Origin of the sequence: Shewanella sp. (assembly GCF_051658185.1) — a bacterium.
Taxonomy (GTDB): domain Bacteria; phylum Pseudomonadota; class Gammaproteobacteria; order Enterobacterales; family Shewanellaceae; genus Shewanella.
The window spans coordinates 1-23,250 of sequence record NZ_JBOFMC010000287.1 but is presented as its reverse complement, the minus strand read 5'-3'; the positions used below and the strand labels follow the sequence as shown (position 1 = coordinate 23,250).

Below are 23,250 nucleotides of genomic sequence, written 5' to 3'. Positions count from 1 at the left end.
GTCATCGGCGTTAACTGACGTCATATCGGTTAACCAGATAAGCTCAAACTCTGTCGCGGTTATCTTAAGGCGCGAGCTTAGCTGTCGCTTTTAGTTGGGGAGTGTGGCTGACTCTCTATGTTGATTATAGGTGGTTGCGAGTGTCATCCGTTGCCACCATGTGGCGCTCACACCGGTTTACTCGTCTGTCCCCCTCATATATGTGCAGGGCGGCCAAAATGCACTTTGTCACGATGTACTCGAAAATGTACTCCAAAACGCACTTTGCCACGATGTACTTGTGCTGCATGCCTGGAACTTGTGCTGCATGCTTGCCGATGTTGCAGCATGTGAGGTCTATATGGCAGGTTTACGGCGGTAATGGCGGTTGGCGTTATAAACAAACATCGTGGAGTAGTTGCGCGGCCAGTTGTTGCAAGGTATCGGCCTGAGGGTGGGTATGGGCTAAGGTTCTTAAACCGTAAATGCCCATCATCAGATATTGGGCGCGTTGGCTGCTACTGCGCTCACCGCTGAGTTTATGTTGCGCTGCCGCGGCCTCAAATTGGGCGGTGAGCGCATGGTGCCACTGATGCAGATTGTGATTAATAATTGCTTGGATTTCATCATCTTGTTCAGCAATTTCATTTAAGGCTTTAGTCAGTAAGCAGGTTTGACTGCTATCACAGCTTAAACACTCAAGTACGATATGGTCCAAATAGGCTGTTAGATTGCCGAGAACATCGTCACTGTGGCCGAAAATCCCTTGGAATTGTTGATTACGATCGGATTGATATTGCTCGATTGCGGCAATCAGTAGCCCGCGCTTATTACTAAAGGCGCAGTACAGTGACCCTGGGTGCAGGCCTGTGGCTTGGGTAAGATCTTGCATGCTGGTTTTGCTGTATCCTTTACGCATAAAGGCCTCCATCGCCGCACGCAGTACCTGCTCTCTGTCGAATTCTGCATTTCGCATTAGATTAATTTCACTGTGGTATAAATAGGCCACGCTGATTTTAGCTTTATTTGAACAAACATTCAAAAATGTTCTTGAATGCTTGTTCAAGTAAAGCTATCTTGAATGCATATTCAACAATAGGATCAGGATCATGACCTCGCATACCACTACCGCTGCATTAGCAAATTTATTTGAACCTTATCAGCTCAATGACACGCTCACCCTCAACAATCGGATTATTATGGCGCCATTAACGCGCTGCATGGCTGATGCAGCGTTGGTGCCTACCGATGATATGGTGGCTTACTATGCCCGCCGTGCCGAGGCCGGGTTGATTATCTCCGAGGCGACGATTATTCGCCCGGATGCGCAAGGCTACCCAAATACTCCCGGCATTTTTACCCAAGCGCAAATTGCCGGTTGGCGTAAAGTGACCGATGCTGTGCATGCCAAAGGTGGCAAAATGTTTTTACAGTTATGGCATACAGGCCGAGTTGCTCATCCCCACTTTTTTGGCGGGGGTGAGGTGCTGGCTCCTTCTGCCCAACCGGTTGTCGGCTCAGTCCCCAGAATGCGTGAGTTAGTTTATGTTACGCCCAAAGCTGCAACCCTCGATGATATTCAAGGGCTGATCCATGATTATGCCAAGGCTGCGCAAAATGCCATGGAAGCGGGCTTTGATGGCGTAGAGATCCATGGGGCCAATGGTTATTTGATTGATGCCTTCTTGCACCATGATAGTAATCGTCGCACCGATGCCTACGGTGGCACGCCTGCGAATATGGCGCGTTTTGCCCTAGAGGTGGTTGATGCCGTGGTGGCTAAAATTGGTAAAGACAGAACGGGATTACGCCTCTCCCCCGGAGCCTATTTTAATATGGCTCCCGATAGCCGTGACCGTGAGGTATTTGACTATTTATTGCCCGAGCTTGAGACTCGTGATCTTGCCTATGTCCATATCGGGATTTTTGATGACAGCATGGAGTTTGATTATTTAGGCGGACGGGTGTCGAGTTATGTGCGTGGCCATTATGGCCAGACCTTGGTCGGCGTTGGCAGTTATACTGCGCCAATGGCAAGCGCAGCGATTGCGGCTAATCAGTTTGATTTAATTGCTATTGGGCGTCCGTTTATTGCTAATCCAGATTATATTGCGCGCCTGCGCTCGGGGGCTGAGTTGGTGCCCTATCGCGATGATATGCTGGCAACCTTAGTCTAACGGTTGCCCTCGTTAGATTTCGTTTACGGTTGAATGTGTCTATTGCCGCCCTCAAGCACCGATGATAGGTGGTTGAGGGCGGCATATTGGCGTTGGTTGGCTGCCATTGTGGTCGTAGGTGTTTATGTTAAGCGTGCGTGTTTTATGTTGACTCGCGTTATGTAAGCCACGGTGGGCGCTGCAGGTTATTCCGATTTGCCACGCTTACGTAACCGGTTAAGTTGCTCCTCGGCAATCCCAAAAATACTGTCCTTGGGATAGGGGAGGTGGGCCTGGTTGGCGACTTGGCAACCAGGGTCTTTTTCCAGCAATAAGGCCATGGCTTGGCTGACGTGGGTGATGGCCCAAATGTGAAATTGCCCCTGTTCGACGGCCTCGACAATGTCTTTTCTTAACATTAAGTGATGAATATTGGCCGCAGGAATAATCACCCCTTGGCTCGGTAATCGTCCTTTGATGTTGCACACATCAAAAAATCCTTCAATTTTTTCATTCACGCCACCTATGGGTTGAGCTTCACCAAATTGGTTCATCGACCCGGTGATGGCGATATCTTGCCTGATCGGCAATTGACTTATCGCGGAGATAATGGCGCAGCATTCGGCCATCGAGGCGCTGTCGCCGTCGACGCCAGCGTAGGATTGTTCAAAGGTGAGGTAGGTCATCAATGGCATGGTGGCATATTTACCGAGCATCGATGCTAAGTAAGCCGTGAGGATGAGTACGCCCTTGGAGTGAATGCGCCCGCCCAGTTTGACTCTATGCTCAATGTCTAACACTTCACCTTTACCAAAGGCGGTGGTTGCGGTGATCCGGTTAGGGATCCCAAATTGATGATCCGACGTTGCAATTACAGATAACGCATTGATTTGCCCTACCACTTTATCTTGGGTGGTGATTAAGGTGGTGCCATTAATAAAGCTTTCCATCATATGCTTCTGTAAGCGCGACACCCGCTGTACCTGATTATGCAGTGCCTGCTCAACATCAATGACGCGGATCCTATCGCTGGCGGCCGCTTTGGCGCAGTAGTTAGATTCCCGCAGCAGATTGGCAATATTGGCCGAATGCAGGGAGAGTTTTTGCTGATCCTCAGCTTCGCGGGAGCTGTATTCAATAATCCTAGCGATGGCATCTCGCTCGCAATGCTGCATCTGGTTATCATGCACTATGCTGGCGATAAAGCGGGCATAGTGAGCCTCTGACACATCAGTGCGATCCATCACATCTTCAAAATCAGCAGTAACCCTGAATAATTCACTAAAATCAGGATCATAATGCTGCAACAGTTGATAGGTTTCATGATCGCCAAAGAGGATGATTTTAACATCTAATGGAATAGGCTCAGGGGCTAATGAAATGGTGCCAGATAAGGACACCTCTCGCTCGAGGGAGCTTAAATCTAAGGCTCTGGAGCGCAGTGCGCGTTTTAGCCCATCCCAGACATAGGGGCGCTCCAGCACTTTAACCGCATCCATTAACAAGACACCGCCGTTAGCTTTGTGCAGGCTGCCCGAGCGGATCAGGGAAAAGTCGGTAAACACTGTGCCTCTGAAGGTTGCGCTTTCGATGTAGCCAAAAAGGCTATGATAGCTCGGGCTTTCTTCAACAATAACCGGGAAGCTTTGTGCCCCTTGGGCTACCAGCAGATTGATTTGATAACGGCGGGGCATTTTTTTTTCGAGCGAGGCATAGGCAAGGGCCAATTGCTCTTCGCTCTCTTCTAAAAAGATATCTAAGTTGTCGATGATATCGGCCTGCATGCCGCTCAAAAATGCGCGCACTTCGGGTTGGGATTTGTATTTGTCCTTCAATGGTTTGAAAAAGTGGATCAACACATCTTTGGCCACTTGTTCATCGTGTTGCTGCTGAGTATCGCTAAATTCTTCTTCCCATTCAGTATTTTGGCGGATGATCCCGCGCAGTTTGACTTCGAGGCCATTGATATGACTTTCAAACTGGCTGCGCTCAGCTTCGCTCAAGGCGTTAAAGGATTGTTCGTCGTGGGGCTCATCGCCTTTCAGGGCCACCATTTGGTAATCCCCTTGCAGTGTTAAACTAAGGCTAATGCCCTTTTGCTTGGCCTCTTCAGCTAATTCGCTTAAGGCCGTTTGCTGCTTTTGCGCTAACTGACTTTTGAGTTTGTCGGCTCTGGCATAATACATTTCGTTATCGAAGGCCATGGGCAGGGCTTTGACTAACTTAAGCATGAGTTTTTCAATGGCTTTTTTAAACTCAAGCCCAGTGCCGGCGGCAAGTTTGAGTACCTTAGGGCTGCGGCTGTCGTCAAAGTTCACGACATAGCACCAATCGTACAAGCGGTGATAACTGGGCTCATGGCGACTGAGATAACGCAGCATCATAGTACGTTTGCCTAGGCCATTTTGACCGATAGCATAAATGTTATATCCCTTGTCTTTGATGCCCATGGCAAATTCCACCGCTTGCTGCGCACGTTCTTGGCCAACGATATCGTTAAGTGGGGTCAGATCGGCGGTCGATTGGCAGTTCGGCGCTAAGGCGGCCAGTGTTGATTGACGATACAACTGCTTAGGTGTTAATAACATGGCGGGGTGTTGGCTGATGAGGCAAGCATGTTCGGCGGGCATAAGTATCCTTGTTAAGCCTTAATATTATTATTCTAGACAATAAGATAGCATTATTGTCAATGGAAGCGCTGTTAATACACATTGCTGTCAATGTAAGTGCTGTCAATAGTGGTGCTGTCAATATCCGCGCGGTAACGTGGCGCTCGCTCATTATCCATAAGGTTAATGTTTGTCGTTAGAGAGGCAATGGCGATCAACACTGCATATCAATGCTGTCGGTAGGGTGGGCAATCTAGTTCCATGGCGCTCGGTCTGCTAACATTGGCGCCATTATGGTTTGCGGTGATTATCCATGTCTTCTGATGCGTGCTCTTGGGGTTCCTTGTGTTTACATGCCCACTTATTAAATAACTTAGCTCAATTGGGCTATCAGCAGCCCACGCCTATCCAAATTCAGGCCATTCCGGCCATATTGGCCAAACGGGATATGCTCGCTGGCGCTCAAACCGGTACCGGTAAAACGGCCGCCTTTGCCTTACCTATCTTACATCGGTTGATGTCTCAGCCCTTTGATAAGGGAGCTTTTAGAGCGATTGGCGCCTTAGTGTTAGTGCCTACTCGCGAGCTTGCGCTGCAAGTACAGCAAAGCTTTGTCAACTATGCCCAAGATACCGATATCCGTATCGGTGTGGCCTATGGCGGCGTAAGCATTGCGGCGCAGGTTGAAGTATTTAACGCTGGGATTGATGTGCTAATCGCCACGCCAGGGCGCTTACTCGATCACTTGCGCCAAGGGGCGTTAACGCTTAATCAATTACAGACATTAGTGTTTGATGAAGCCGACCGCATGCTCGATATGGGCTTTATGGATGAGATTCAGGCCATACTGAAGCAAGTACCCGCGAATCGGCAAACGCTGCTATTTTCTGCCACCTTGGATGACCGCATATTCAATTTAAGCAAAAGCCTATTACGTGAACCTCAATGCATTGAGGTGGCCAAGCGTAACACCACAGCCTCCCAGGTCGAGCAGCGTTTATATGCGATAGATAGTGATCGTAAAGTTGAGTTTGTTTGTCATCTGGTTCGCACGCTAAATTGGCAGCCAGTGTTGATTTTTAGCCGCACGAAACAAGGTGTCGATAGGTTGGTGCAGCAACTCAATCAGCAGCACATTGCGACGCAGGCGTTTCACGGCGATTTGTCCCAAGGCGCGCGTGAACAGGTATTGCAGGCATTTAAGTCTGGGCAAATTCAGGTGCTGGTGGCGACCGATGTTGCCGCTCGAGGGCTTGATATTGCAGAATTAAATTATGTCATTAACTTTGAACTGCCGTTTATTGCTGAAGATTATATTCATCGCATTGGTCGTACTGGCCGAGCCGGTAACGCGGGGCTGGCTGTCACCTTATTTAGCCCAGAAGATGCGTTGTTACTCGAAGAGGTTGAAACTGTGCTTGATAAGCGTTTGGCGCAGCAATGGTATCCCGGTTTTGAACCTGATTTGGATAAATTGCCGCCAGAGCCAAGACGTCATAGCAAAGCTGCACAAAAACAGCGCGCTAAAAGGCGTGCCCATGGTGGGCGTAAATGAACGCGTCGCACCGTGTTGCTTTTATGTATTGAGTTGTTTTAAAAAAACGTACAAAAGTTTGATCTTTTTATCATTATGGTCCGTAATGGGCATCAGGGTGATACAAGGAGTCTGCGAATGTACAAGTTCAATCCACTGCGAATTCAGATTGGGATCAGCGCTTGCCTATTGGGCCAAAAGGTTCGTTTTGACGGTGGGCATAAACATTCTCCCTATTGTACCCAAGAGATTGGCGCGTTTTTTGATTACGTGCCCATTTGTCCTGAGATAGCCATCGGCATGGGCGCACCGCGTAAAAGTATCAGGCTGGTGCGCGACGGTGAAACCATTTTGGTGCAGAGCGGCGACGGTAGCCTCGATGTTACCGCTAAACTGGCCCAATACAGTGACGCTAAAGTACAAGAGCTTGATTTTCTTGGCGGCTATGTGCTGTGCGCAAAATCTCCCACCTGCGGCATGGAGCGGGTGACCGAGTATAAAATAGGCACTAACAATGGCACGAAATCCGGGATAGGGGTGTTTGCCCGCAAGTTGATGGAGCGTTATCCGCTGTTGCCCATTGAAGAGGAAGGGCGCTTACACGATTTAGTGCTCAGGGAGAACTTTTTTACACGGGTTTACGCCTATCACGATTGGCAGCAAATGAAACATGAAGGGCTCACCAAGCATAAGTTAGTTAAATTTCACTCTCGTTATAAATACCTGTTAATGGCTCATAGTCCGCAGTGGTATCGGCAATTAGGGCCGATTGTCGCCAATATTGAGGATCTTGATGTGGCGGCGAGCCGTTATTTTGAAGGGTTTATGACGGCCCTTAAAATCAATGCCACCCGTAAAAATCACACCAGTACGTTGCAGCATATTCAAGGCTATTTCAAAAAGCATCTGAGTAAAGCGCAAAAGCTAGAGCTATCTGAAAGCATTATGAAATATCGCCAAGGATTATTGCCATTGCTGGTGCCTATTACCCTGATAAACCATTATTTACGGGAATTTCCTACGCCCTATATTGAAGATCAGGTGTACCTTAATCCTCATCCCGAGGAGTTGAAGCTACGCTATGCCTACTAGCGAGGTTGTCTCGTATTGGCTATGTCTACTGCTGGCGATATTCAATATGAGCGATGTCCACCAATTGCCTGCCAGTTGTTGGTAACGATTGACGGCAGTTTTATTACTATCTTAATAAATATCATGAAGATAGTGATAAGCAGGCATGTACTCAATCACCTTGGCGCTAAACCGAGACCACGATGATGCAAAGTCAGAACGCCGTATTATCCTCTAAGATGCCCACTGCTACAGCCACGCCGGATGCACAGGTCTTGATGTGGTTTCGCCAAGATTTGCGCCTTGAGGATAATCAAGCCTTAACGGCGAGCTGTGAGTGGGCGCGAACCCACCTTGCAAGGCTAAAGGCGATATATATTGCCACTCCTGCCCAGTGGGCATTGCATGATGTCGCCCCCATTCAGCTCGATTTTATTGAGCGCCATCTTAATTTGCTCGCAACATCCTTGGCGGCTTTAGGGATTGAATTGGAGGTTATCCAGTTAGATAGCTTCGATGAGGTTGCCCATTTTCTCAAGGACTATTGCCAAAGCCAGCGCGTGGGGGCGGTGTTTGCTGGGGCGGAGCCTGAGATAAACGAGCGCAGGCGTGACCAAGCCTGTATTCAGGCCGGAGTGCCGCTGCAGTTAATTGAGGAGCATTGTCTGCTTGCTCCGGGCACAGTGCTTAATCAATCCGGTGAGATGTATCGTGTCTTTACCCCGTTTAGCCGCAAGTGGCGAGCGCTGGCCGCGGAGCGTGCCATCTCCCCCCTTGGCGTGCCAAGCCCGGTGAGCCATATCGCCGTTGACCCCGCTCCCATTCATTTGCCCCGGGTAACGACAGTCTCTAGCGAGTTATGGCCGGCGGGGGAAGGCGCTGCACAGCGCTTACTGACCGAGTTTGTTGCACAAAAAGTGCATCGCTATAAGCAAAATAGAGATTTCCCCGCCATCGATGGCACCAGTAGCCTCTCGCCCTATTTAGCTATTGGGGTCGTGAGTGCCCGCCAATGCGTTGCTGCCTTATTGCATCGTTTTCCTGAGGCGATAGTGGATGACACTAGCCCCGGGCGGACTTGGCTAAATGAGCTTATTTGGCGTGAATTTTATCGGCACTTATTGGTGGCTTTCCCGGCGTTATCTAAAAATCATAACTTTAATTCTCAGGCTAAGCATATCCGTTGGCGCAATGATCCTGCTGAGTTTCGCGCTTGGTGCGAAGGGCGCACGGGGTATCCGCTCATCGATGCCGCGATGCGACAACTCAAGCAAACAGGTTGGATGCACAATCGCCTGCGGATGGTAGTGGCCAGTTTTCTCACCAAGCATTTATTGATCGATTGGCGTTGGGGGGAGCGTTATTTTCGACAACATTTGTTAGATGGCGACTTGGCGGCCAATAACGGCGGCTGGCAATGGGCGGCAGGATGCGGTTGTGATGCCCAGCCTTATTTTCGCATTTTTAATCCGATGAGCCAGAGTGAAAAGTTTGATCCAGATGGCCGTTTTATCCGTAAGTTCTTACCAGAGCTGGCAGCTTGGGACAATCAACAATTGCATCACCCCAGTGTTAGGTCCTGCGATGACCTGTTTGACACGCAAGCCCTTGCTTATCCTTGTGCGATAGTGGACCACCGCGCCGCAAGGGCTAGAGCATTAACTGTGTTAGCGGTACTCAAGAAAGCCAAAGTTGGATAAGCGTTGTTTAGGAGCGAGAACATGATGGCAAGCAAGGGGGCGATGGCGTCGGCCAATAGCAAGGTAGTGGATGAGTTTATCAGACTCTATCAGGCGTTAAATAAGGATAACTTACCGCGTTTGGCCGAGGTTTATGCCGATAATATTGTGTTTGTCGATCCGCTTCATCGCATCGAAGGCTTGCAGGCTTTGACCCGGTATTTTGGCAAGCTTTATGAAAATATTAAGCATATTGAATTTGATATCAAAGAAATTCACCAAACTGACACTCAAGCCGCGCTCTATTGGCAAATGCACTATGCCCATCCTAAGTTAAATCAAGGGGCACTCATTAGGGTTGATGGGATGAGCCAGCTAAAATTTAGCCACAAAATTGAGTTCCACCGGGATTACTTTGATATCGGGCAAATGCTTTATGAACAGTTGCCCTGTATGGGGCCGCTCATCCGCGCAGTGAAAGTGAGGGTGGCCAAATGATGCCCTTAACGCCATCACAAACGGTGCTCATTACGGGGGCAAGTTCAGGGATCGGGCTTGAGCTTGCCCAAGATTATTTGCGTGAAGGCTGGCAGGTGATTGCCTGCGGCCGAGATGAGCATAAGTTAAGCGCCCTTGGCGCCGATGTGCTCAGCGGCGCAATGCTCCTTGCCTTTGATGTGGGCCAACGCCATGAGGTGCACCAAGCTGCGGCTAAGGTGGCTGAGTACTTAACTAAGGAACAGTGCCAGCTTAATCTGGCGATTTTTAACGCGGGCAATTGTGAATATATTGATGCGGCTAAAGCGTTTGATGACGTGTTGTTTGAGCGGGTTATTCATACCAATTTAGTGGCGATGGGCTACTGCCTCGGGGCATTTTTACCCTTAATGTCAAAGGGGGCGCGCTTAGGGTTAATGAGTTCTAGCGCCATCTATTTACCCTTTCCCCGGGCTGAAGCCTATGGCGCGTCCAAGGCGGGAGTGCAGTATTTAGCGGCGAGTTTAGCGCTGGATCTTGTTCATGATGAGATTGGCGTGAGCGTTATCTGCCCAGGATTTGTGGCAACGCCGCTTACCGCTAAAAACGATTTTGCGATGCCCATGCAAGTGGATGTAAAGACAGCCTCGCGGGAAATCCGCCTTGGGCTCCAACGCGGCCAGCGGGAAATCCATTTCCCAAAGCGTTTTACTTATCTTTTAAAACTGCTGTCGTTTTTGCCTGCAGCGCTCTGGCAGCGCCTGATGACCCCTAATAAGACCAAGCCGCAAAAGGATGTAAGTCAATGAAGAATATTGCAATTGTAGGTACTGGTATTTCGGGATTGACCTGCGCTCATCTCTTAAGTCAGGCCCATAAGGTCACGGTGTTTGAGGCCAATGACTATATTGGGGGGCACACCGCCACGGTTGATGTACAGCATGCGGGCCAAACCTACGCCATCGATACTGGCTTTATTGTGTTTAATGATAGAACCTACCCGCGCTTTGAGCGGCTATTGGCGCGGCTCAAGGTCAATATCCTGCCGACCGAAATGAGTTTTAGCGTGCACCACGCGCTGACTGGCCTTGAGTATAATGGCCACCATTTTGCGAGTTTATTTGCCCAAAAGCGTAATCTTTTTAGTCTGCGTTTTTGGCGGTTTTTAAATGAAATTTTGCGGTTTAATAAAGCCTGCAAGCTTATCTATCAATTGGATAATTACCCCGAAGGTAATTTAGGGGATTTCCTTGATAAGCAGCAATTTTCGCCATTTTTTGCCGAGCATTATATTTTGCCAATGGGGGCGGCAATTTGGTCCTCTAGCATTGCAGATATGCGCGCCTTTTCATTACGGTTTTTTATTCAGTTTTTTGAACATCATGGCCTATTAAATGTCAGCGACAGACCCCAGTGGTATGTGCTCGAGGGTGGTTCGCGCAGTTATCTGCCGGAGTTAATTGCGCCCTTTAAGGATAATATCCACCTAAACTCCCCAGTCAGTGGCATCGAACGTTTAGCACAAGGGGTTAAGCTACTGGTAAAAGGGCAGTGGTTGGACTTTGATGAGGTAATCCTCGCCTGCCATAGCGATCAAGCACTTAAGATGCTGACTGATCCTACGCCTGCCGAACGCGCCATTTTAGGGGACTTGCAGTACCAAGATAACGATGTGGTGCTGCACACCGATACCCGTATCCTCCCTAAGCGCCAAGCCGCTTGGGCGAGCTGGAATTACCGTTTAGATGGTGATCTTAAACGTCCCGCATCGGTAACCTACAATATGAATATTTTGCAGCAACTGCCCGCAAGTGCGCCCACCTTTTGCGTGACGTTAAATCAATCAGAGTTGCTTGATGAAGCAAAGATTATTCGCCGTTTTAAGTATGCTCACCCTGTGTTTAACGAGGCAAGCCTTAAGGCGCAAAGTCGCCGCCGGGAGATAAGTGGACACTCCCATACCCATTATGCTGGCGCGTATTGGTACAACGGCTTCCATGAGGATGGGGTGCGCAGCGCGCTCGATGTCTGTGAGCACTTTGGAATAAGGCTATGACACCACTTAACAGCGGTATCTATTATGGCAGTGTATATCATTGCCGTTTTACGCCTATTAAACATAGCTTTAGCTATAACATGGCGCTGATAGCCATCGATTTAGATGAAGTCGATGAGCTGAGTCGTATGGGGCGAATTTTTGCAAGCCAGCGCTGGGCATTACTACGATTTAATCCGCGGGATTACCTTACTACTTTTACTCGCCAAGGTGCTAAGGCAACAAAAGCGCCTATCAGCGATCCAAGTGTTGCGGCCCTTAAGCGTAGAGTGCTTAAACAAATCGCTGAGTTGGGGGCCGGCACCCCATGTGATCGGGTGCTGTTTGTTGGCCAAATCCGCCATTTTGGGTGGTATTTTAGCCCAGTGAATTTTTACTTTTGTTATAAAAATCAAAAGCCTCTATATATGCTGGCCGAGGTCAGTAATACTCCTTGGAATGAGCGTCATTGCTATTTAGTGGATTTAACCGCCCAAGCACCGTCGGACAAGGTATTTCATGTTTCTCCCTTTATGGATTTGAATATGCGTTATCTATGGCGGGTTTCACCGCCCAGTGACAGTTTAAGAATTTCCATTGAAAACAATCGATTGCCAATAGTTATTGACGATTCAGCTCGGTCGGAAAGTGCTAAGAGCACTGACATTGCTAAGCGCGCTCGCCTGCATGACGCGGCCGCAATAACCGCCACGGCGAGTGCCGATGACATTGCCCGCCCCTTAGTGCATACCAAGGGACAAACACTTTTTAATGCCACCCTGACGATGCAGCGCCAAGCCGTTAGCGCGACGAATCTTCGTACCTTGTTGCTGCGCTGCCCTTTTATGACACTTAAGATTGTCCTTGGGATCTATTGGCAAGCGCTCCTTCTCTTTGTTAAACGTGTGCCTTTTGTGCCCCATCCCGCTCAAATGGAGAAATAAGATGGAAAATACGGTTTCGCCAAGTGCGCTCACAACAGAAAGCCTCCCCGACGGTTTGGCGCGAAAAGTCCTGCTACAGGCGCTAAACACTTTGCCCCAGGGCTGTTTAACCATAGTGGAGCGGGATAAAAGTTATCGTTTTGGTGATAACCATCAGGACCTGCATGCCACTTTAGTCGTTCATCATCCACGGTTTTATCGGCAAGTGCTGCTTTCGGGGTCGATTGGTGCGGGGGAGGCTTTTATTCAGGGAGATTGGACGAGCCCAGATTTGACCAAAGTGGTGCAGATTTTTGCCCGCAACTTAGCCTTGCTCGATAGGATTGAGGCCAAATTATCATGGTTAACCGGGGCGATTAATCGCTTTAAGCATGTGCTTAATCGTAATTCAGCGACTGGCTCAAAGCGGAATATTCTCGCCCACTATGATTTAGGCAATGCCATGTATGCGCAATTTCTTGATAAAGAAATGCTCTATTCCAGTGGGCTGTATCCCAATGAGGAGACTGATTTAGAAGAAGCGCAGCAGATAAAGCTTAAAACCATTTGCGATAGGCTCGATTTACACCCCGGACAAACGTTATTGGAAATTGGTACCGGCTGGGGGGCACTTGCGATTTATGCCGCCAAGCATTATGGCGTCAGCGTGACCACGACCACCATCTCCGATGCGCAATACGCCTACGCCAAGGCCCGGGTGGAGCGCGAGGGGCTGAGCCAAACTGTCACCTTACTAACCCAAGATTACCGAGAGCTTAGCGGCGAATACGATAGGGTCGTGTCGATTGAAATGATTGAGGCGGTCGGCCATGAATATTTGCCCGTTTTTTTTAAAAAATTGGCGTCATTATTAAAACCTAACGGGCGCATGTTGCTGCAGGCGATAACCATTGCCGATCAACGTTATGATAGTTATCGAAAAAGTGTTGATTTTATTCAGCGTTATATTTTCCCTGGGGGCTGCTTACCCTCGGTGAGCCAAATGGTGACCCATCTTGCCGAACGCACGGATCTGGTGGTTTGGTCTATCAATGATATGGGGCTCGATTACGCCAAAACCTTAAGGGATTGGCAGGCTAATTTTGATGCCGCCTTCGATGAGATCCAAGCTTTAGGCTATGGCGAGGATTTTATTCGCATGTGGAAATTTTATTTAAGTTACTGCGAAGGCGGCTTTTTAGAGCGTACTACCAGTACTGTGCATTTGGTTGCGGTCAGACCCGGTTATCGTCTGCCCAGCGTCCAAGGACAATGAGATGCTGTGGCCGCAGATGAGGTCAACATGAGGGCTGTGCCGGGGCGCGCCTCCTTTAACCAAGGCGCGGGATGGATTATTTACAATGCCCTGAGTTTTCAGTTGGTATGGTGGGTTAGCGTGCTGTGGCTTAATCAAGGATTGCTACTCACCGTGCCGTTGTTGCTGCTGCATTTTGTACTCCTCGCGTGGTTAGCAACGTCTCACCCGGCTTTGAAAAATGGCAACGTGTGCGACCGAGAGGGTGAGATACACAGTGGCAAAGAGTCTGTAATGACTCATGGCAGCGCGCCGGAGTGCTGGCAATATCACGCCAAGGCGGATAGCCGATTAATGCTCAACGTGGCTGGGTTAGGGATCGCGATTGATATCGGCCTCATGGCCCTTGGGGTCTTTGAGTTTTCCGCCTTTCCTTGGTGGCTGTGCTGCTTGTGGTTGCACTTTGCCTTGAGTCTCAATCACAGTTTGGCTTTTATGGGCGCTTTGCCCTTGGGAGTTCAAGCATTGTTTGGCGGTATTTTTGGGGCGCTTAGTTATGTGTCTGGAGCGCAGTTTAATGCGGTAACTTTACCCTATGGCACGCTACACTCAGGGATCATTCTGTTTTTTATTTGGCTTATTTTACTGCCTGTTGCGCTGCAACTTGCTAAGCCCTATGGCCGCTATCGAGTGAAATCGCGCATTTTGGGTTGATAGCGTTTTCATCCTTGAGTCTAAAGCTCTTGGGAGTTACATCTGAGTTGAGGGTAGGAGGATCCTATGCCATCTTATTGCCAATATGTTGTCCATGCCTTAACACCACCGCGGTTATTCACGAACTTTTTGTGTGCAGCGCTGGGTGCCGTCCTATTATGGCTGGTACCGCTCGGGCCATTGGCGGCCAACAGCCTAGCGAGCCAAACTGCCCCCTTTGGTGCAACGCCAAGGAGCGACGCCGCAGCCTTTATCGAAGTCGGCCGCGGAGAAATGGATTGGTTATGGTTTAGTTTGTACAAAGCGCGCTTGATGACGCTAAACGGGCGTTATCAGCCGGGGCAATATCCTCTGATCTTAGATATTGAATATTATCGCGATATTGCTGCAAAGGATTTACTCAGTGCTACCCAAGATCAGTGGCAGCACCTACATTTTCCAGAGCAGGATATCCGCCGCTGGCTTGGTCTACTGACCGCGGTATGGCCCGATGTTAAATCCGGTGATCATTTAAGCTTTAACATTATCGATGGGCAGACCAGCCAATTTTTCTTTAATCAACAGCCCCTAACCCAAATTGAGGATCCTAATTTTGCCGAGGCCTTTTTGGCCATTTGGTTGTCACCCCACACCAGTCGCCCTGATTTGCGGGCGCAGTTACTCGGAGAAAAATCATGCGATTGTTAAGTTGGACTGCGCTCAAAAATAGCGCCTTAAGCCTCCTGCTGCTCCTAGGATTAAGCAGTTGTACGACGGTCGAGGTGGCGGATTACCAAGATACACAGCCTGCATTAGTGTTAGAGCGTTTTTTTAATGGCCCTCTGACGGCCGCCGGTATGGTTCAAGATATCAGTGGCAAAGTGGTCCGTAAATTTAATGTCACTATGGAGGCCCACTGGCAGGGTAATGAAGGTGTGATTAACGAATGGTTTGTGTATGACGATGGTGAAACCCAGACGCGCGTATGGAAAATCAAAGCATTAGGTAATGGGCGATATTCGGGAACGGCGGGGGACATTCTGGGCGTCGCTCAAGGGGAAGCTCGCGGCAGTGCCCTGCGGTGGCGCTACGACATGCTGCTGCCAGTAGAGGGTGAGGAATATCAAGTTCATTTTGACGACTGGATGTTTCTCGTGAATGATAAAACGATTATTAATCAAAGTGATATTATTAAATTTGGCATCACAGTCGCTAAGGTGACCCTCGTTATTCAAAAAAATGCGTCATTAAAAAAACAAGCCATTTAACACCGCTCGCGCCATCAGCGTGCCAGCCTAAGCTGGCTGACTCCGCTCGATGAGTCTTGATGAGTGAGTCGGCTAAGTCAGCCGGTTGCACAAACTCAAGCAATCCTACGCCCTATGATGGGAGTCATTCAGTGCGGCACTGCTGCAGAACAGTGTCTTATCGCAACCTTGGCTCATACAGCCTTAAGGTTGCGCGTGTGGGCGGTTATCTCGCTTGGCGGCGATTATCGGTGACTTTTTTATCGTAATACTCAAAAGGAAAGAGGTTTCGGATCCTTTGCTGCAGCGTACCACTGACATTGGCTGAAATGTGTAAGCGGACATCGGCTAATTTCTCAGCCTTGATGGTGCAACTCAGCTTTTCAGCTTTGGCAAGCTGACGGCATTCACGCTCAAAGCGTTCAGGGATTTTGCCTTTGTGATGGGTCATTCGACCATCGTTAAAGTGCATTTCAAAAATGGTGAGTCCTTTTTTATTACTAAAAATAAGCTTGTAAATCAAAAACAAACCTATCATAACGACGATGAGTTTACCGATATTGGCTGTCATAACACCTCCTGTCTTATGCTCAAACAAATTTTGCAGCGATAGGATAAAGATACTCTGCTCTAAAGGGGATGAATAGTGAGTCAGTACACAAAATTGACTTGGCGATCAAATGAGGTTCATCTTTTGAACAACACGATAAACTAAAGGCGAGTGACTTAGCGCAGCCTTGGGGATGGGTTTTTAGCACAGGTGAGAGTTTAGCGCTGCAAACAACAGCCGAAATGCCATTCGGCCGTTGTTATCGATACGCTTGTTCAGGGTTATTGACGTTGGCTAAACAATTCAGCGTAAGGGATATCCCAATAGGGCGGGTTGCCGATATGATCTTTGATGAATTCGATAAACGCACTGACCTTAGGGGCAAGATGTTTACGGCGGGGATACACGGCTTGTAATGGTAGGTGATGGGTTAATTGCCAGTCCTTTAATAACGGTACCAGTGTGCCCTTGGTAATTTCATCTTCCATTAGGTAACTGGCTAAGTAGACGATACCAAGACCACTAATGGCCGCCGATTTTAGGGCAGGGGCATTATCGACCCTGAAATTCCCTGATACACCAATCTCACAATAATCATCGCCCTTGCGAAATTGCCACATACTGTGTTCATGCCACTCACCTTGGTATACCAAGCAATTATGCTCAACTAACTGTTCAGGGCGGCTCGGTTCACCGTGTTTGGCAATATAATCGGGTGACGCCACTAATAAAAATTGGCTTTTCATGAGGGGTCTGGCGACCATGCCTAATGGCAATTGTTCAGACATCGTCAGTAGTAAATCTAAGCCCTCACTGACCACATCGACTTTATGATCAAGTAAACTGACTTGCAGTTCTAATTCCGGGTGCTTTGCCATAAACGAGGGTAAGGCAGGGATGATATGCATGGCACCCACAGATTGGGATATACCAACCTTTAGTACACCACGGGTGGCATCGTTTAAATTATGGACACTGGCAATGGCTTGTTCTGCATCACGAAGTAGCTCTTCCCCTTGCAGGTAGAGTAAATGTCCGGCTTCAGTCAGACTTAAGCTTCGAGTAGTACGTTGAATTAATTGGACACCAAGTCTATGTTCAAGATCCGCCACCTGCGTACTGACCTTAGATTTAGAAATCCCAAGCTTTCTTGCGGCGGAACTAAAACTACCGGCTCTAGCCACATGAGTAAAAATCGCAATAGGTTCTAACAGTTCTAACATTGAAAGTTGCCTTAAGCAGTTTACGACAATGATATAAAATCTCGGTTTTCGCTTGGGCGTAAACATTGTTGGTATAAACCGCGTTCATATCAACATTGCTCAGCAATCAAGCGGAATGATTATCTTGCAATAAGATGAGCTATTGCAGATATTTAGACCGAAAACCCCGCTGAAGTAGAGTATGTTAACTGATGTCAATGATCAGTTTTTATTATGGCGGGCAGTATACCAAATATTCGTCTTCAGAATGTAACATTCCGAACTAAATTCCATACTAAATCCTCGGCAGTATTACTGCTGTTGTAACCAACCTTATGTAGGCAACCTTTATTACCAACCTTTGTCACCAACCGAGGTGATATTGCCTAGCGGTTAGGTGGTCATTCTGAGTACGATAAGGGGAGGTAAAGCTAAACTGCCTGCAATAACCGCTTGCAGGCATAGCGTTAGGGCGCAGTTTGAACGCCTTCTTACAGTACGCACAAACTGCGCCTAGCAGGATGAGGGGGGCTTAAGTCGTTATTTTTGATGGTTATGATTATGGTTATGGTTATTCTCGCGCGGCATTGAGCGTGTGCGACGTTAAGGTGTAGGGCGCTAACGCTGGCACTTGTTGGCGAAGGCGCAGCTCAAGCGCTCGGAGCGTGTTAAATCTGCCACATAGCTCTTGGGCTTTAACTTCTAGCGTCTTAGACTGGGCTTCAAGATCTTGCTCTATCACTTGGCTGACGGTTGCCATTTTTTCCGAAAAGCCCTGCATTTTTGTGTCAAAGTTCTCGCTATCTTCAAGGACCATTTGTTCGCCGATATTCATGATTATGGTGCCGATGGCCTGTTGCATTAATTCTTCGACTTGTTGCTCGAATTCTTGATTAAAGGTGTTTTGTATCGACGCTGCGGTTGCGCCTAAGTAAAACTGATCCCCTTGTTGGTAAGCAAGGTTCCCCATGTGGTTTTTTAGGCCTGCCATTTGCTCATCAAATTGCTTGCTGGCTTTATCGCCCAGCAGCGGGGTCACCACGTGGCTGAGGGTTTGGAAGGCCAGAGATACAGCATCATCTACTAATTCAATCGCTTGGGGGACTTGAGTGGTTATCTCGTTAGCGTATTGGCGTACTAAGTCTTGCTGCTGTGAGCTTAAGTTGACGGGCTGGCCTTCGATGTAGAGCTGATCGTTTTCGATGCGATATTGCTCTTGGCCTTTGTCGCTAAATACGACCTCTTGGGGGGCTACGCGAACATCATAATTTAATGAAACTTCACAACTGTCGGCGCGCGCTAGCGCCGCCAGGGGCAAACTTGAGGCGGCTAAAAGCAGCACAGCGGTTATGCTCATCATCGGTTTTTTCATTGGCATTGGGTCCATCCTTTAGTTTACGTATTGAAAATATCACCACTAAATGATGGATAAGCATCAGCTATGCCAAATTTTTAATATATTGATTTTATAGGTTAAGGTTCTTTTAAATCCTGGCAGGCGCTGGCTATAGCTAGGTGTAGGTGGTTAAACTCACGGTTTTTTAGCCGAAAGCCGCAGGTGAAAAATAACCTTAAAAAATGGAGCGTCCTAGGCGTTGACTTAAGCGCTCAAGCATCGCTGTGCCGGCTAAGGAGTTTCCTTGGGCGTCAAGTTCGGGTGACCATACACAAATAGACAATTCGCCGGGGATCACGGCAATAATGCCACCCCCCACGCCACTTTTACCCGGCATGCCCACTCGGTAGGCAAATTCACCCGCGCCATCATACAAGCCTGAGGTGGCCAATAGGGCGTTGAGTTGCCGAGTTTGCACCTTAGAAATGAGTTGGGTTCCATCGAGGGTTTTGCCTCGATTTGCTAAATATAACATTGCCTTAGATAAGTCTGCGCAGTTCATTTTAAGGGCGCAGTAATGGAAATAGGTGCGCAGCACAGTATCGACGCCCCCTTGGAAATTGCCAAAGGACTTCATTAAGTAGGCGATGGCCGCATTGCGGGCACTGTGTTGATATTCGGACTCGGCCACTTGCTTATCAAAACCAATTTTATCGTTTTGGCTCAGTTGCCTTACGAGCTCGAGCATGCGGTGTTTAGGGGCTCCTAAACGGCTCTGTAATAAATCGGCGATGATTAATGCGCCTGCATTGATAAAGGGATTGCGGGGCTTGCCGCGCTCTAACTCAACTTGGACTAAAGAATTGAATGAATGGCCAGAGGGCTCTTTGCCTACGCGGCTCCAGATCTCGGTTTCTTCATATAATGTTAACGCTAAGGTTAGGCTAAAGACTTTGGAAATACTCTGGATAGAAAAGGGCTCAAGATAATCTCCTGCACCTAAGGTTTCACCCTCAATGGTGGTGACGGCAATGGCTAATTTATGTGGGTTAACATTTGCCAGCGCGGGGATATAATTGGCCACTTTGCCTTGGCCGAGCAAGGGTCGAACTTTGTCGACCACTTCCTCAAGTAATGCCAATGGCGGCATTAACTCCACCAAATGTCGTACAGTTCGCTCACGTCGAGCTGAGTAATTTTTTGCTCCGCCCAGAATGCTTTCACTGCTGCGATATCTTCCTCGGTGCATTTACCAATGCTTTGGGTCGCAATAATGCCTTCCCATTCGATATGGCCGCCACCATGGAAACCAAGTTTACGGGCTTCAATCACTTCATCGATAAATTTATCAACGATGGTGTCAATCTCAGCTTCAGAGACAGTAGGGTCGAAAGTCCAAGTGATATCAAAACCTAACTCTTGGAATTCATCGACGCGCATTTTTTTACGTAAACGACGGCTACGATTCGTTGCCATTGTGATTTTCCCCGTTGTGTTAAAAAACTTAAAATGGATAGCGTGAATAGGTTGCGTTAAGCGATACGCTCAAACATCAGATCCCATACGCCGTGGCCTAATCTATGGCCTCTGGCCTCAAACTTGGTTAGAGGGCGATGATCAGGGCGCGGCACCACAGTGCCATCGGCTGACTGATTTTTATAACCGGGTGCGGCAGTCATCACCTCAAGCATATGCTCACTGTATTCTTCCCAGTCGGTTGCCATGTGGAACACCCCGCCAATTTTGAGCTTACGGCGGATAAGTTCTGCAAATTCCGCTTGCACAATACGGCGTTTATGGTGGCGTTTTTTATGCCAAGGATCGGGGAAAAACAATTGCACTCTGGCTAGCGAGCCATCGGCAATCGCATGTTCTAGCACTTCCATGGCATCGTGATGATACACACGTAAATTGGTTACGCCCGCAATCGCAGCATCACTTAAACATGAACCGACACCGGGTTTATGTACTTCAATACCGATAAAATTTTGCTCGGGTGCCGCGTTAGCCATTTGCACTAATGAGGCGCCCATGCCAAAGCCAATTTCCAGCACTGTTTCGGCATCACGGCCAAAAACGTCGTTAAGAATGAGTGGCGTAGGGCTGTAATCTAAGCCCATCGTTGGCCATTGGCTTTCAATCGCCTGGGCTTGGCCTTTAGTTAGGCGACCTTCTCTCAGGACAAAGCTTCTGATCTTACGCAGATACTTGCCTTCTTCATTAAATTCAGCGGTAGTGACTTCGCTCATTTTTGCCTCGTCTCGTGGACAGCACCATCATAAAAAGAAGGGCATTATCCAAAGTTCAACATACAGTGCAAGCACTAATGGAAATGAAGTATATCAAGATTATTTGCTAGCGCGAATCACGCAATGGTTTTAAGTACTGTAACGCCTCGATTAATTGCTTTTTTACGCTTGTTTAAGCCCGCGGCACTCGCTACACTGCGCCGATGAAATCGACAACCTCCTTCGCTACCCGTATCGTTGCTTGGTACGACTCTCACGGTCGTAAAACTCTCCCTTGGCAGCAGGATAAAACCCCATATCGAGTATGGGTTTCTGAGATCATGCTGCAGCAAACTCAGGTGGCGACTGTTATCCCTTATTATCTTCAATTTATGGCGCGCTTCCCCGATGTGTTAGCGCTCGCGAATGCGCCAGAGGATGAGGTATTACATTATTGGACCGGGCTTGGCTATTACGCGAGAGCGCGCAATTTACACAAAGCGGCCAAGATGATCCGCGATGATTATCAGGGGAGCTTTCCACTCAATTTTGCACAAGTGCTGGCGCTGCCGGGCATTGGCCGCTCGACGGCGGGCGCGATATTGTCATTAGCACTTGGACAGCATCACTCGATTCTCGACGGTAATGTCAAACGGGTGTTAGCAAGGCATGGTGCGATTGCTGGTTGGCCAGGACAAAAAAGCGTTGAAGAGCAGCTTTGGTTGTTGACGGATGCCGTAACGCCCGAGCAGGAAATCCAGAAATATAATCAGGCTATGATGGATATCGGCGCCAGTATCTGCACCCGCAGTAAACCTAACTGTGCCGCCTGCCCTGTAGCCCTTGATTGCAAGGCGCAGCTTATGGGCCGCCAAAGCGAGTTTCCGGGTAAAAAACCTAAAAAAACCATCCCCACCAAAGCCGCGTGGCTGTTAGTGCTACAGCAGGATAATCAGGTTTTTTTAGCGAAACGTCCGCCCGCGGGTATTTGGGGAGGGCTTTGGTGTTTTCCTGAATTTGCAACTCAAGCTGAACTTAACACTTATATTGAAAACAATGGCTTTGATGCTAAGCAACTCGAATGGTTAACCGGCTTTAGACATACTTTTAGCCACTTTCATTTAGATATTCAGCCCATGTTGCTTAATTTAACTCATGCTGTGGGTCGGCATGAGCGCGTGGGCGGTATTATGGAACAACATCAGGCTCTCTGGTATAACATCAATTATCCTTCCAAAGTGGGGCTCGCTGCCGCAACCGAGCGCGTGCTAGCCAATTTGGGTTCCCCCGTACAATCTGCAGTCAGTAAGGAATAATCATGGCGCGTACAGTCAATTGTGTCTATTTACATAAACAAGCCGACGGTCTCGATTTTCAACTTTATCCAGGTGATTTAGGTAAGCGCATTTTTGATAGCATCAGCAAAGAAGCTTGGGGCCTATGGCAAAAAAAGCAAACCATGCTGATCAATGAGAAAAAGCTTAACATGATGAAGCTGGATGACCGTCAATTTTTAGAAGAGCAAATGACGTCTTTCCTATTTGAAGGTAAAGACGTTGAAATTGAAGGCTATGTACCAGAAAAAGACCAAGATTAATGTGAGTATCTGGTATCGCAGCAACAAGCCAACGCGCCCAGTGGCGTTTTGGCTTGAGTGACCGCAGATAGTTGAGTAACAGACCGTATATATCTCAGAGATTGTAGATTTCTGGCTGACCGTGGTTAGCATTGAGTGCCCATATTGATACCCATCACTGCAATCTTGGTTTACTTGGCCACTCATAATCCTTCTTTAATTTTCGAATTACCCCCGCCTAAATCTCCTATTGCTGTTAATTCAAGAGTGCTGTTAATACAAAAGTGCGCCTAAGAGCCTTTACCTATCAACAGAGATAAGCTCACGCCATCGGTGCTTGCGAGTATTGAAACTGACATATTCAGCGCAACATATGGTTTAATCGCCCCCTTCAGTAGGCTTAGGATGCCGAGAGTAGACAAAAAATGCGCAAGCTGTGCATTAAAGCGCCGAACGAATCGGTTGGCAGGAAAAAGCGCTTGCAGCACCGCGTTGACCTCGTTAATATGGCCCCACTTCGAACGAGGTCGTGTTGATGACCAAGCTAAACATAGTTGAATCGAAGTAGTTAACTAACGCTTAGTTTAGTTGCCCGAATAGCTCAGTCGGTAGAGCAGAGGATTGAAAATCCTCGTGTCCCTGGTTCGATTCCGGGTTCGGGCACCACTATTAAGGTAATGAGTTTTAACCATTTGTTACC

General features: G+C 48.2%; 22 protein-coding genes and 1 tRNA gene. 15 read left to right on the top strand and 8 right to left on the bottom strand.

Going from position 1 to position 23,250, the window contains the following annotated elements:
* Window positions 1-373: 373 nt before the first annotated feature.
* Window positions 374-955, bottom strand: coding sequence for a TetR/AcrR family transcriptional regulator (locus ACRCZA_RS11110; RefSeq protein ID WP_438674499.1), 582 nt, complete (start codon window positions 953-955; stop codon window positions 374-376).
* A 133-nt stretch (window positions 956-1,088) separates the two neighbouring features.
* On the opposite strand from ACRCZA_RS11110, the gene ACRCZA_RS11105 reads away from it, so the two are divergent.
* Complete coding sequence (locus ACRCZA_RS11105) at window positions 1,089-2,156, top strand: alkene reductase (RefSeq protein ID WP_438674498.1); 1,068 nt, start codon at window positions 1,089-1,091, stop codon at window positions 2,154-2,156.
* 185 nt (window positions 2,157-2,341) lie between these two features.
* Here the strand turns inward: ACRCZA_RS11105 and ACRCZA_RS11100 are convergent, their stop codons facing one another.
* Window positions 2,342-4,765, bottom strand: a complete 2,424-nt coding sequence (locus ACRCZA_RS11100) for a Lon protease family protein (RefSeq protein ID WP_438674497.1) — start codon at window positions 4,763-4,765, stop codon at window positions 2,342-2,344.
* Between the two features lie 292 nt (window positions 4,766-5,057).
* Between ACRCZA_RS11100 and ACRCZA_RS11095 the strand changes: the two genes are divergently transcribed.
* The 11 genes from ACRCZA_RS11095 to ACRCZA_RS11045 all read left to right on the top strand — a co-directional run bounded on the left by ACRCZA_RS11095 (window position 5,058) and on the right by ACRCZA_RS11045 (window position 15,679).
* On the top strand, window positions 5,058-6,299 hold the full coding sequence (locus ACRCZA_RS11095) for a DEAD/DEAH box helicase (RefSeq protein WP_438674496.1): 1,242 nt from the start codon (window positions 5,058-5,060) through the stop codon (window positions 6,297-6,299).
* Between the two features lie 117 nt (window positions 6,300-6,416).
* Entirely contained in the window at window positions 6,417-7,370 is a 954-nt protein-coding gene (locus ACRCZA_RS11090; RefSeq protein ID WP_438674495.1) for a YbgA family protein, read from the top strand.
* 218 nt (window positions 7,371-7,588) lie between these two features.
* The gene (gene phrB / locus ACRCZA_RS11085) at window positions 7,589-9,049 is read left to right on the top strand and encodes a deoxyribodipyrimidine photo-lyase (RefSeq protein WP_438674501.1); all 1,461 of its coding nucleotides are present in this window, start codon (window positions 7,589-7,591) and stop codon (window positions 9,047-9,049) included.
* 21 nt (window positions 9,050-9,070) lie between these two features.
* Window positions 9,071-9,526 carry a nuclear transport factor 2 family protein gene (locus tag ACRCZA_RS11080; protein WP_438674494.1) on the top strand — a complete coding sequence of 152 codons (456 nt, stop codon included), beginning with the start codon at window positions 9,071-9,073 and terminating at the stop codon, window positions 9,524-9,526.
* Window positions 9,523-10,314, top strand: a complete 792-nt coding sequence (locus ACRCZA_RS11075; RefSeq protein ID WP_438674493.1) for an SDR family NAD(P)-dependent oxidoreductase — start codon at window positions 9,523-9,525, stop codon at window positions 10,312-10,314. The genes ACRCZA_RS11080 and ACRCZA_RS11075 overlap by 4 nt, the downstream gene beginning before the upstream one ends.
* Complete coding sequence (locus ACRCZA_RS11070; protein WP_438674492.1) at window positions 10,311-11,561, top strand: NAD(P)/FAD-dependent oxidoreductase; 1,251 nt, start codon at window positions 10,311-10,313, stop codon at window positions 11,559-11,561. The genes ACRCZA_RS11075 and ACRCZA_RS11070 overlap by 4 nt, the downstream gene beginning before the upstream one ends.
* A complete protein-coding gene (locus ACRCZA_RS11065; protein WP_438674491.1) occupies window positions 11,558-12,484 on the top strand; it encodes a DUF1365 domain-containing protein in 927 nt (308 codons plus the stop codon). Before ACRCZA_RS11070 ends, ACRCZA_RS11065 begins: the two co-directional genes overlap by 4 nt.
* A gap of 1 nt (window position 12,485) precedes the next feature.
* Window positions 12,486-13,739, top strand: a complete 1,254-nt coding sequence (locus ACRCZA_RS11060; RefSeq protein WP_438674490.1) for a class I SAM-dependent methyltransferase — start codon at window positions 12,486-12,488, stop codon at window positions 13,737-13,739.
* 27 nt (window positions 13,740-13,766) lie between these two features.
* The gene (locus tag ACRCZA_RS11055; RefSeq protein WP_438674500.1) at window positions 13,767-14,432 is read left to right on the top strand and encodes a DUF2878 domain-containing protein; all 666 of its coding nucleotides are present in this window, start codon (window positions 13,767-13,769) and stop codon (window positions 14,430-14,432) included.
* Between the two features lie 66 nt (window positions 14,433-14,498).
* Complete coding sequence (locus ACRCZA_RS11050; RefSeq protein WP_438674489.1) at window positions 14,499-15,119, top strand: chalcone isomerase family protein; 621 nt, start codon at window positions 14,499-14,501, stop codon at window positions 15,117-15,119.
* Window positions 15,107-15,679, top strand: coding sequence for a DUF3833 domain-containing protein (locus tag ACRCZA_RS11045; protein WP_438674488.1), 573 nt, complete (start codon window positions 15,107-15,109; stop codon window positions 15,677-15,679). Before ACRCZA_RS11050 ends, ACRCZA_RS11045 begins: the two co-directional genes overlap by 13 nt.
* Before the next feature lie 205 nt (window positions 15,680-15,884).
* On the opposite strand, the gene ACRCZA_RS11040 is transcribed toward ACRCZA_RS11045, so the two are convergent.
* The 6 genes from ACRCZA_RS11040 to trmB all read right to left on the bottom strand — a co-directional run bounded on the left by ACRCZA_RS11040 (window position 15,885) and on the right by trmB (window position 20,995).
* Complete coding sequence (locus ACRCZA_RS11040) at window positions 15,885-16,229, bottom strand: DUF3634 family protein (protein WP_438674487.1); 345 nt, start codon at window positions 16,227-16,229, stop codon at window positions 15,885-15,887.
* A 260-nt stretch (window positions 16,230-16,489) separates the two neighbouring features.
* Window positions 16,490-17,431, bottom strand: a complete 942-nt coding sequence (locus tag ACRCZA_RS11035) for a LysR family transcriptional regulator (protein WP_438674486.1) — start codon at window positions 17,429-17,431, stop codon at window positions 16,490-16,492.
* 550 nt (window positions 17,432-17,981) lie between these two features.
* A complete protein-coding gene (locus tag ACRCZA_RS11030; protein ID WP_438674485.1) occupies window positions 17,982-18,788 on the bottom strand; it encodes a YggN family protein in 807 nt (268 codons plus the stop codon).
* Window positions 18,789-18,981: 193 nt separating this feature from the next.
* Window positions 18,982-19,896 (bottom strand): glutaminase B, encoded by a 915-nt coding sequence (gene glsB / locus ACRCZA_RS11025; RefSeq protein WP_438674484.1) that lies wholly within the window; start codon window positions 19,894-19,896, stop codon window positions 18,982-18,984.
* Window positions 19,896-20,222: a YggL family protein gene (locus ACRCZA_RS11020; RefSeq protein ID WP_438674483.1), complete on the bottom strand. Its 327-nt coding sequence runs from the start codon at window positions 20,220-20,222 to the stop codon at window positions 19,896-19,898. The genes glsB and ACRCZA_RS11020 overlap by 1 nt, the downstream gene beginning before the upstream one ends.
* A gap of 56 nt (window positions 20,223-20,278) precedes the next feature.
* Window positions 20,279-20,995, bottom strand: a complete 717-nt coding sequence (trmB, locus tag ACRCZA_RS11015) for a tRNA (guanosine(46)-N7)-methyltransferase TrmB (RefSeq protein WP_438674482.1) — start codon at window positions 20,993-20,995, stop codon at window positions 20,279-20,281.
* A 203-nt stretch (window positions 20,996-21,198) separates the two neighbouring features.
* Here trmB and mutY point away from each other — a divergent pair, with 203 nt between their 5' ends.
* The 3 genes from mutY (at window position 21,199) to ACRCZA_RS11000 (ending at window position 23,216) form a co-directional block, all read left to right on the top strand.
* Entirely contained in the window at window positions 21,199-22,290 is a 1,092-nt protein-coding gene (gene mutY, locus ACRCZA_RS11010; protein WP_438674481.1) for an A/G-specific adenine glycosylase, read from the top strand.
* 2 nt (window positions 22,291-22,292) lie between these two features.
* Window positions 22,293-22,571, top strand: a complete 279-nt coding sequence (locus ACRCZA_RS11005; protein ID WP_438674480.1) for an oxidative damage protection protein — start codon at window positions 22,293-22,295, stop codon at window positions 22,569-22,571.
* Between the two features lie 569 nt (window positions 22,572-23,140).
* Window positions 23,141-23,216, top strand: a tRNA-Phe gene (locus tag ACRCZA_RS11000).
* Window positions 23,217-23,250 lie beyond the last annotated feature (34 nt).

Excerpts from the sequence above, each read along its gene's own strand:
- ACRCZA_RS11090 (WP_438674495.1), top strand. The coding sequence starts at position 6,417 with ATGTACAAGTTCAATCCACTGCGAATTCAGATTGGGATCAGCGCTTGC.
- ACRCZA_RS11065 (WP_438674491.1), top strand. The coding sequence starts at position 11,558 with ATGACACCACTTAACAGCGGTATCTATTATGGCAGTGTATATCATTGC.
- glsB (WP_438674484.1), bottom strand. The coding sequence starts at position 19,896 with ATGCCGCCATTGGCATTACTTGAGGAAGTGGTCGACAAAGTTCGACCC.
- ACRCZA_RS11050 (WP_438674489.1), top strand. The coding sequence starts at position 14,499 with ATGCCATCTTATTGCCAATATGTTGTCCATGCCTTAACACCACCGCGG.
- ACRCZA_RS11110 (WP_438674499.1), bottom strand. The coding sequence starts at position 955 with ATGCGAAATGCAGAATTCGACAGAGAGCAGGTACTGCGTGCGGCGATG.
- ACRCZA_RS11080 (WP_438674494.1), top strand. The coding sequence starts at position 9,071 with ATGATGGCAAGCAAGGGGGCGATGGCGTCGGCCAATAGCAAGGTAGTG.
- ACRCZA_RS11045 (WP_438674488.1), top strand. The coding sequence starts at position 15,107 with ATGCGATTGTTAAGTTGGACTGCGCTCAAAAATAGCGCCTTAAGCCTC.
- trmB (WP_438674482.1), bottom strand. The coding sequence starts at position 20,995 with ATGAGCGAAGTCACTACCGCTGAATTTAATGAAGAAGGCAAGTATCTG.
- ACRCZA_RS11005 (WP_438674480.1), top strand. The coding sequence starts at position 22,293 with ATGGCGCGTACAGTCAATTGTGTCTATTTACATAAACAAGCCGACGGT.
- ACRCZA_RS11060 (WP_438674490.1), top strand. The coding sequence starts at position 12,486 with ATGGAAAATACGGTTTCGCCAAGTGCGCTCACAACAGAAAGCCTCCCC.
- mutY (WP_438674481.1), top strand. The coding sequence starts at position 21,199 with ATGAAATCGACAACCTCCTTCGCTACCCGTATCGTTGCTTGGTACGAC.
- ACRCZA_RS11105 (WP_438674498.1), top strand. The coding sequence starts at position 1,089 with ATGACCTCGCATACCACTACCGCTGCATTAGCAAATTTATTTGAACCT.
- ACRCZA_RS11020 (WP_438674483.1), bottom strand. The coding sequence starts at position 20,222 with ATGGCAACGAATCGTAGCCGTCGTTTACGTAAAAAAATGCGCGTCGAT.
- ACRCZA_RS11055 (WP_438674500.1), top strand. The coding sequence starts at position 13,767 with ATGAGGGCTGTGCCGGGGCGCGCCTCCTTTAACCAAGGCGCGGGATGG.
- ACRCZA_RS11095 (WP_438674496.1), top strand. The coding sequence starts at position 5,058 with ATGTCTTCTGATGCGTGCTCTTGGGGTTCCTTGTGTTTACATGCCCAC.
- phrB (WP_438674501.1), top strand. The coding sequence starts at position 7,589 with ATGCCCACTGCTACAGCCACGCCGGATGCACAGGTCTTGATGTGGTTT.
- ACRCZA_RS11070 (WP_438674492.1), top strand. The coding sequence starts at position 10,311 with ATGAAGAATATTGCAATTGTAGGTACTGGTATTTCGGGATTGACCTGC.
- ACRCZA_RS11035 (WP_438674486.1), bottom strand. The coding sequence starts at position 17,431 with ATGTTAGAACTGTTAGAACCTATTGCGATTTTTACTCATGTGGCTAGA.
- ACRCZA_RS11075 (WP_438674493.1), top strand. The coding sequence starts at position 9,523 with ATGATGCCCTTAACGCCATCACAAACGGTGCTCATTACGGGGGCAAGT.
- ACRCZA_RS11030 (WP_438674485.1), bottom strand. The coding sequence starts at position 18,788 with ATGCCAATGAAAAAACCGATGATGAGCATAACCGCTGTGCTGCTTTTA.
- ACRCZA_RS11040 (WP_438674487.1), bottom strand. The coding sequence starts at position 16,229 with ATGACAGCCAATATCGGTAAACTCATCGTCGTTATGATAGGTTTGTTT.
- ACRCZA_RS11100 (WP_438674497.1), bottom strand. The coding sequence starts at position 4,765 with ATGCCCGCCGAACATGCTTGCCTCATCAGCCAACACCCCGCCATGTTA.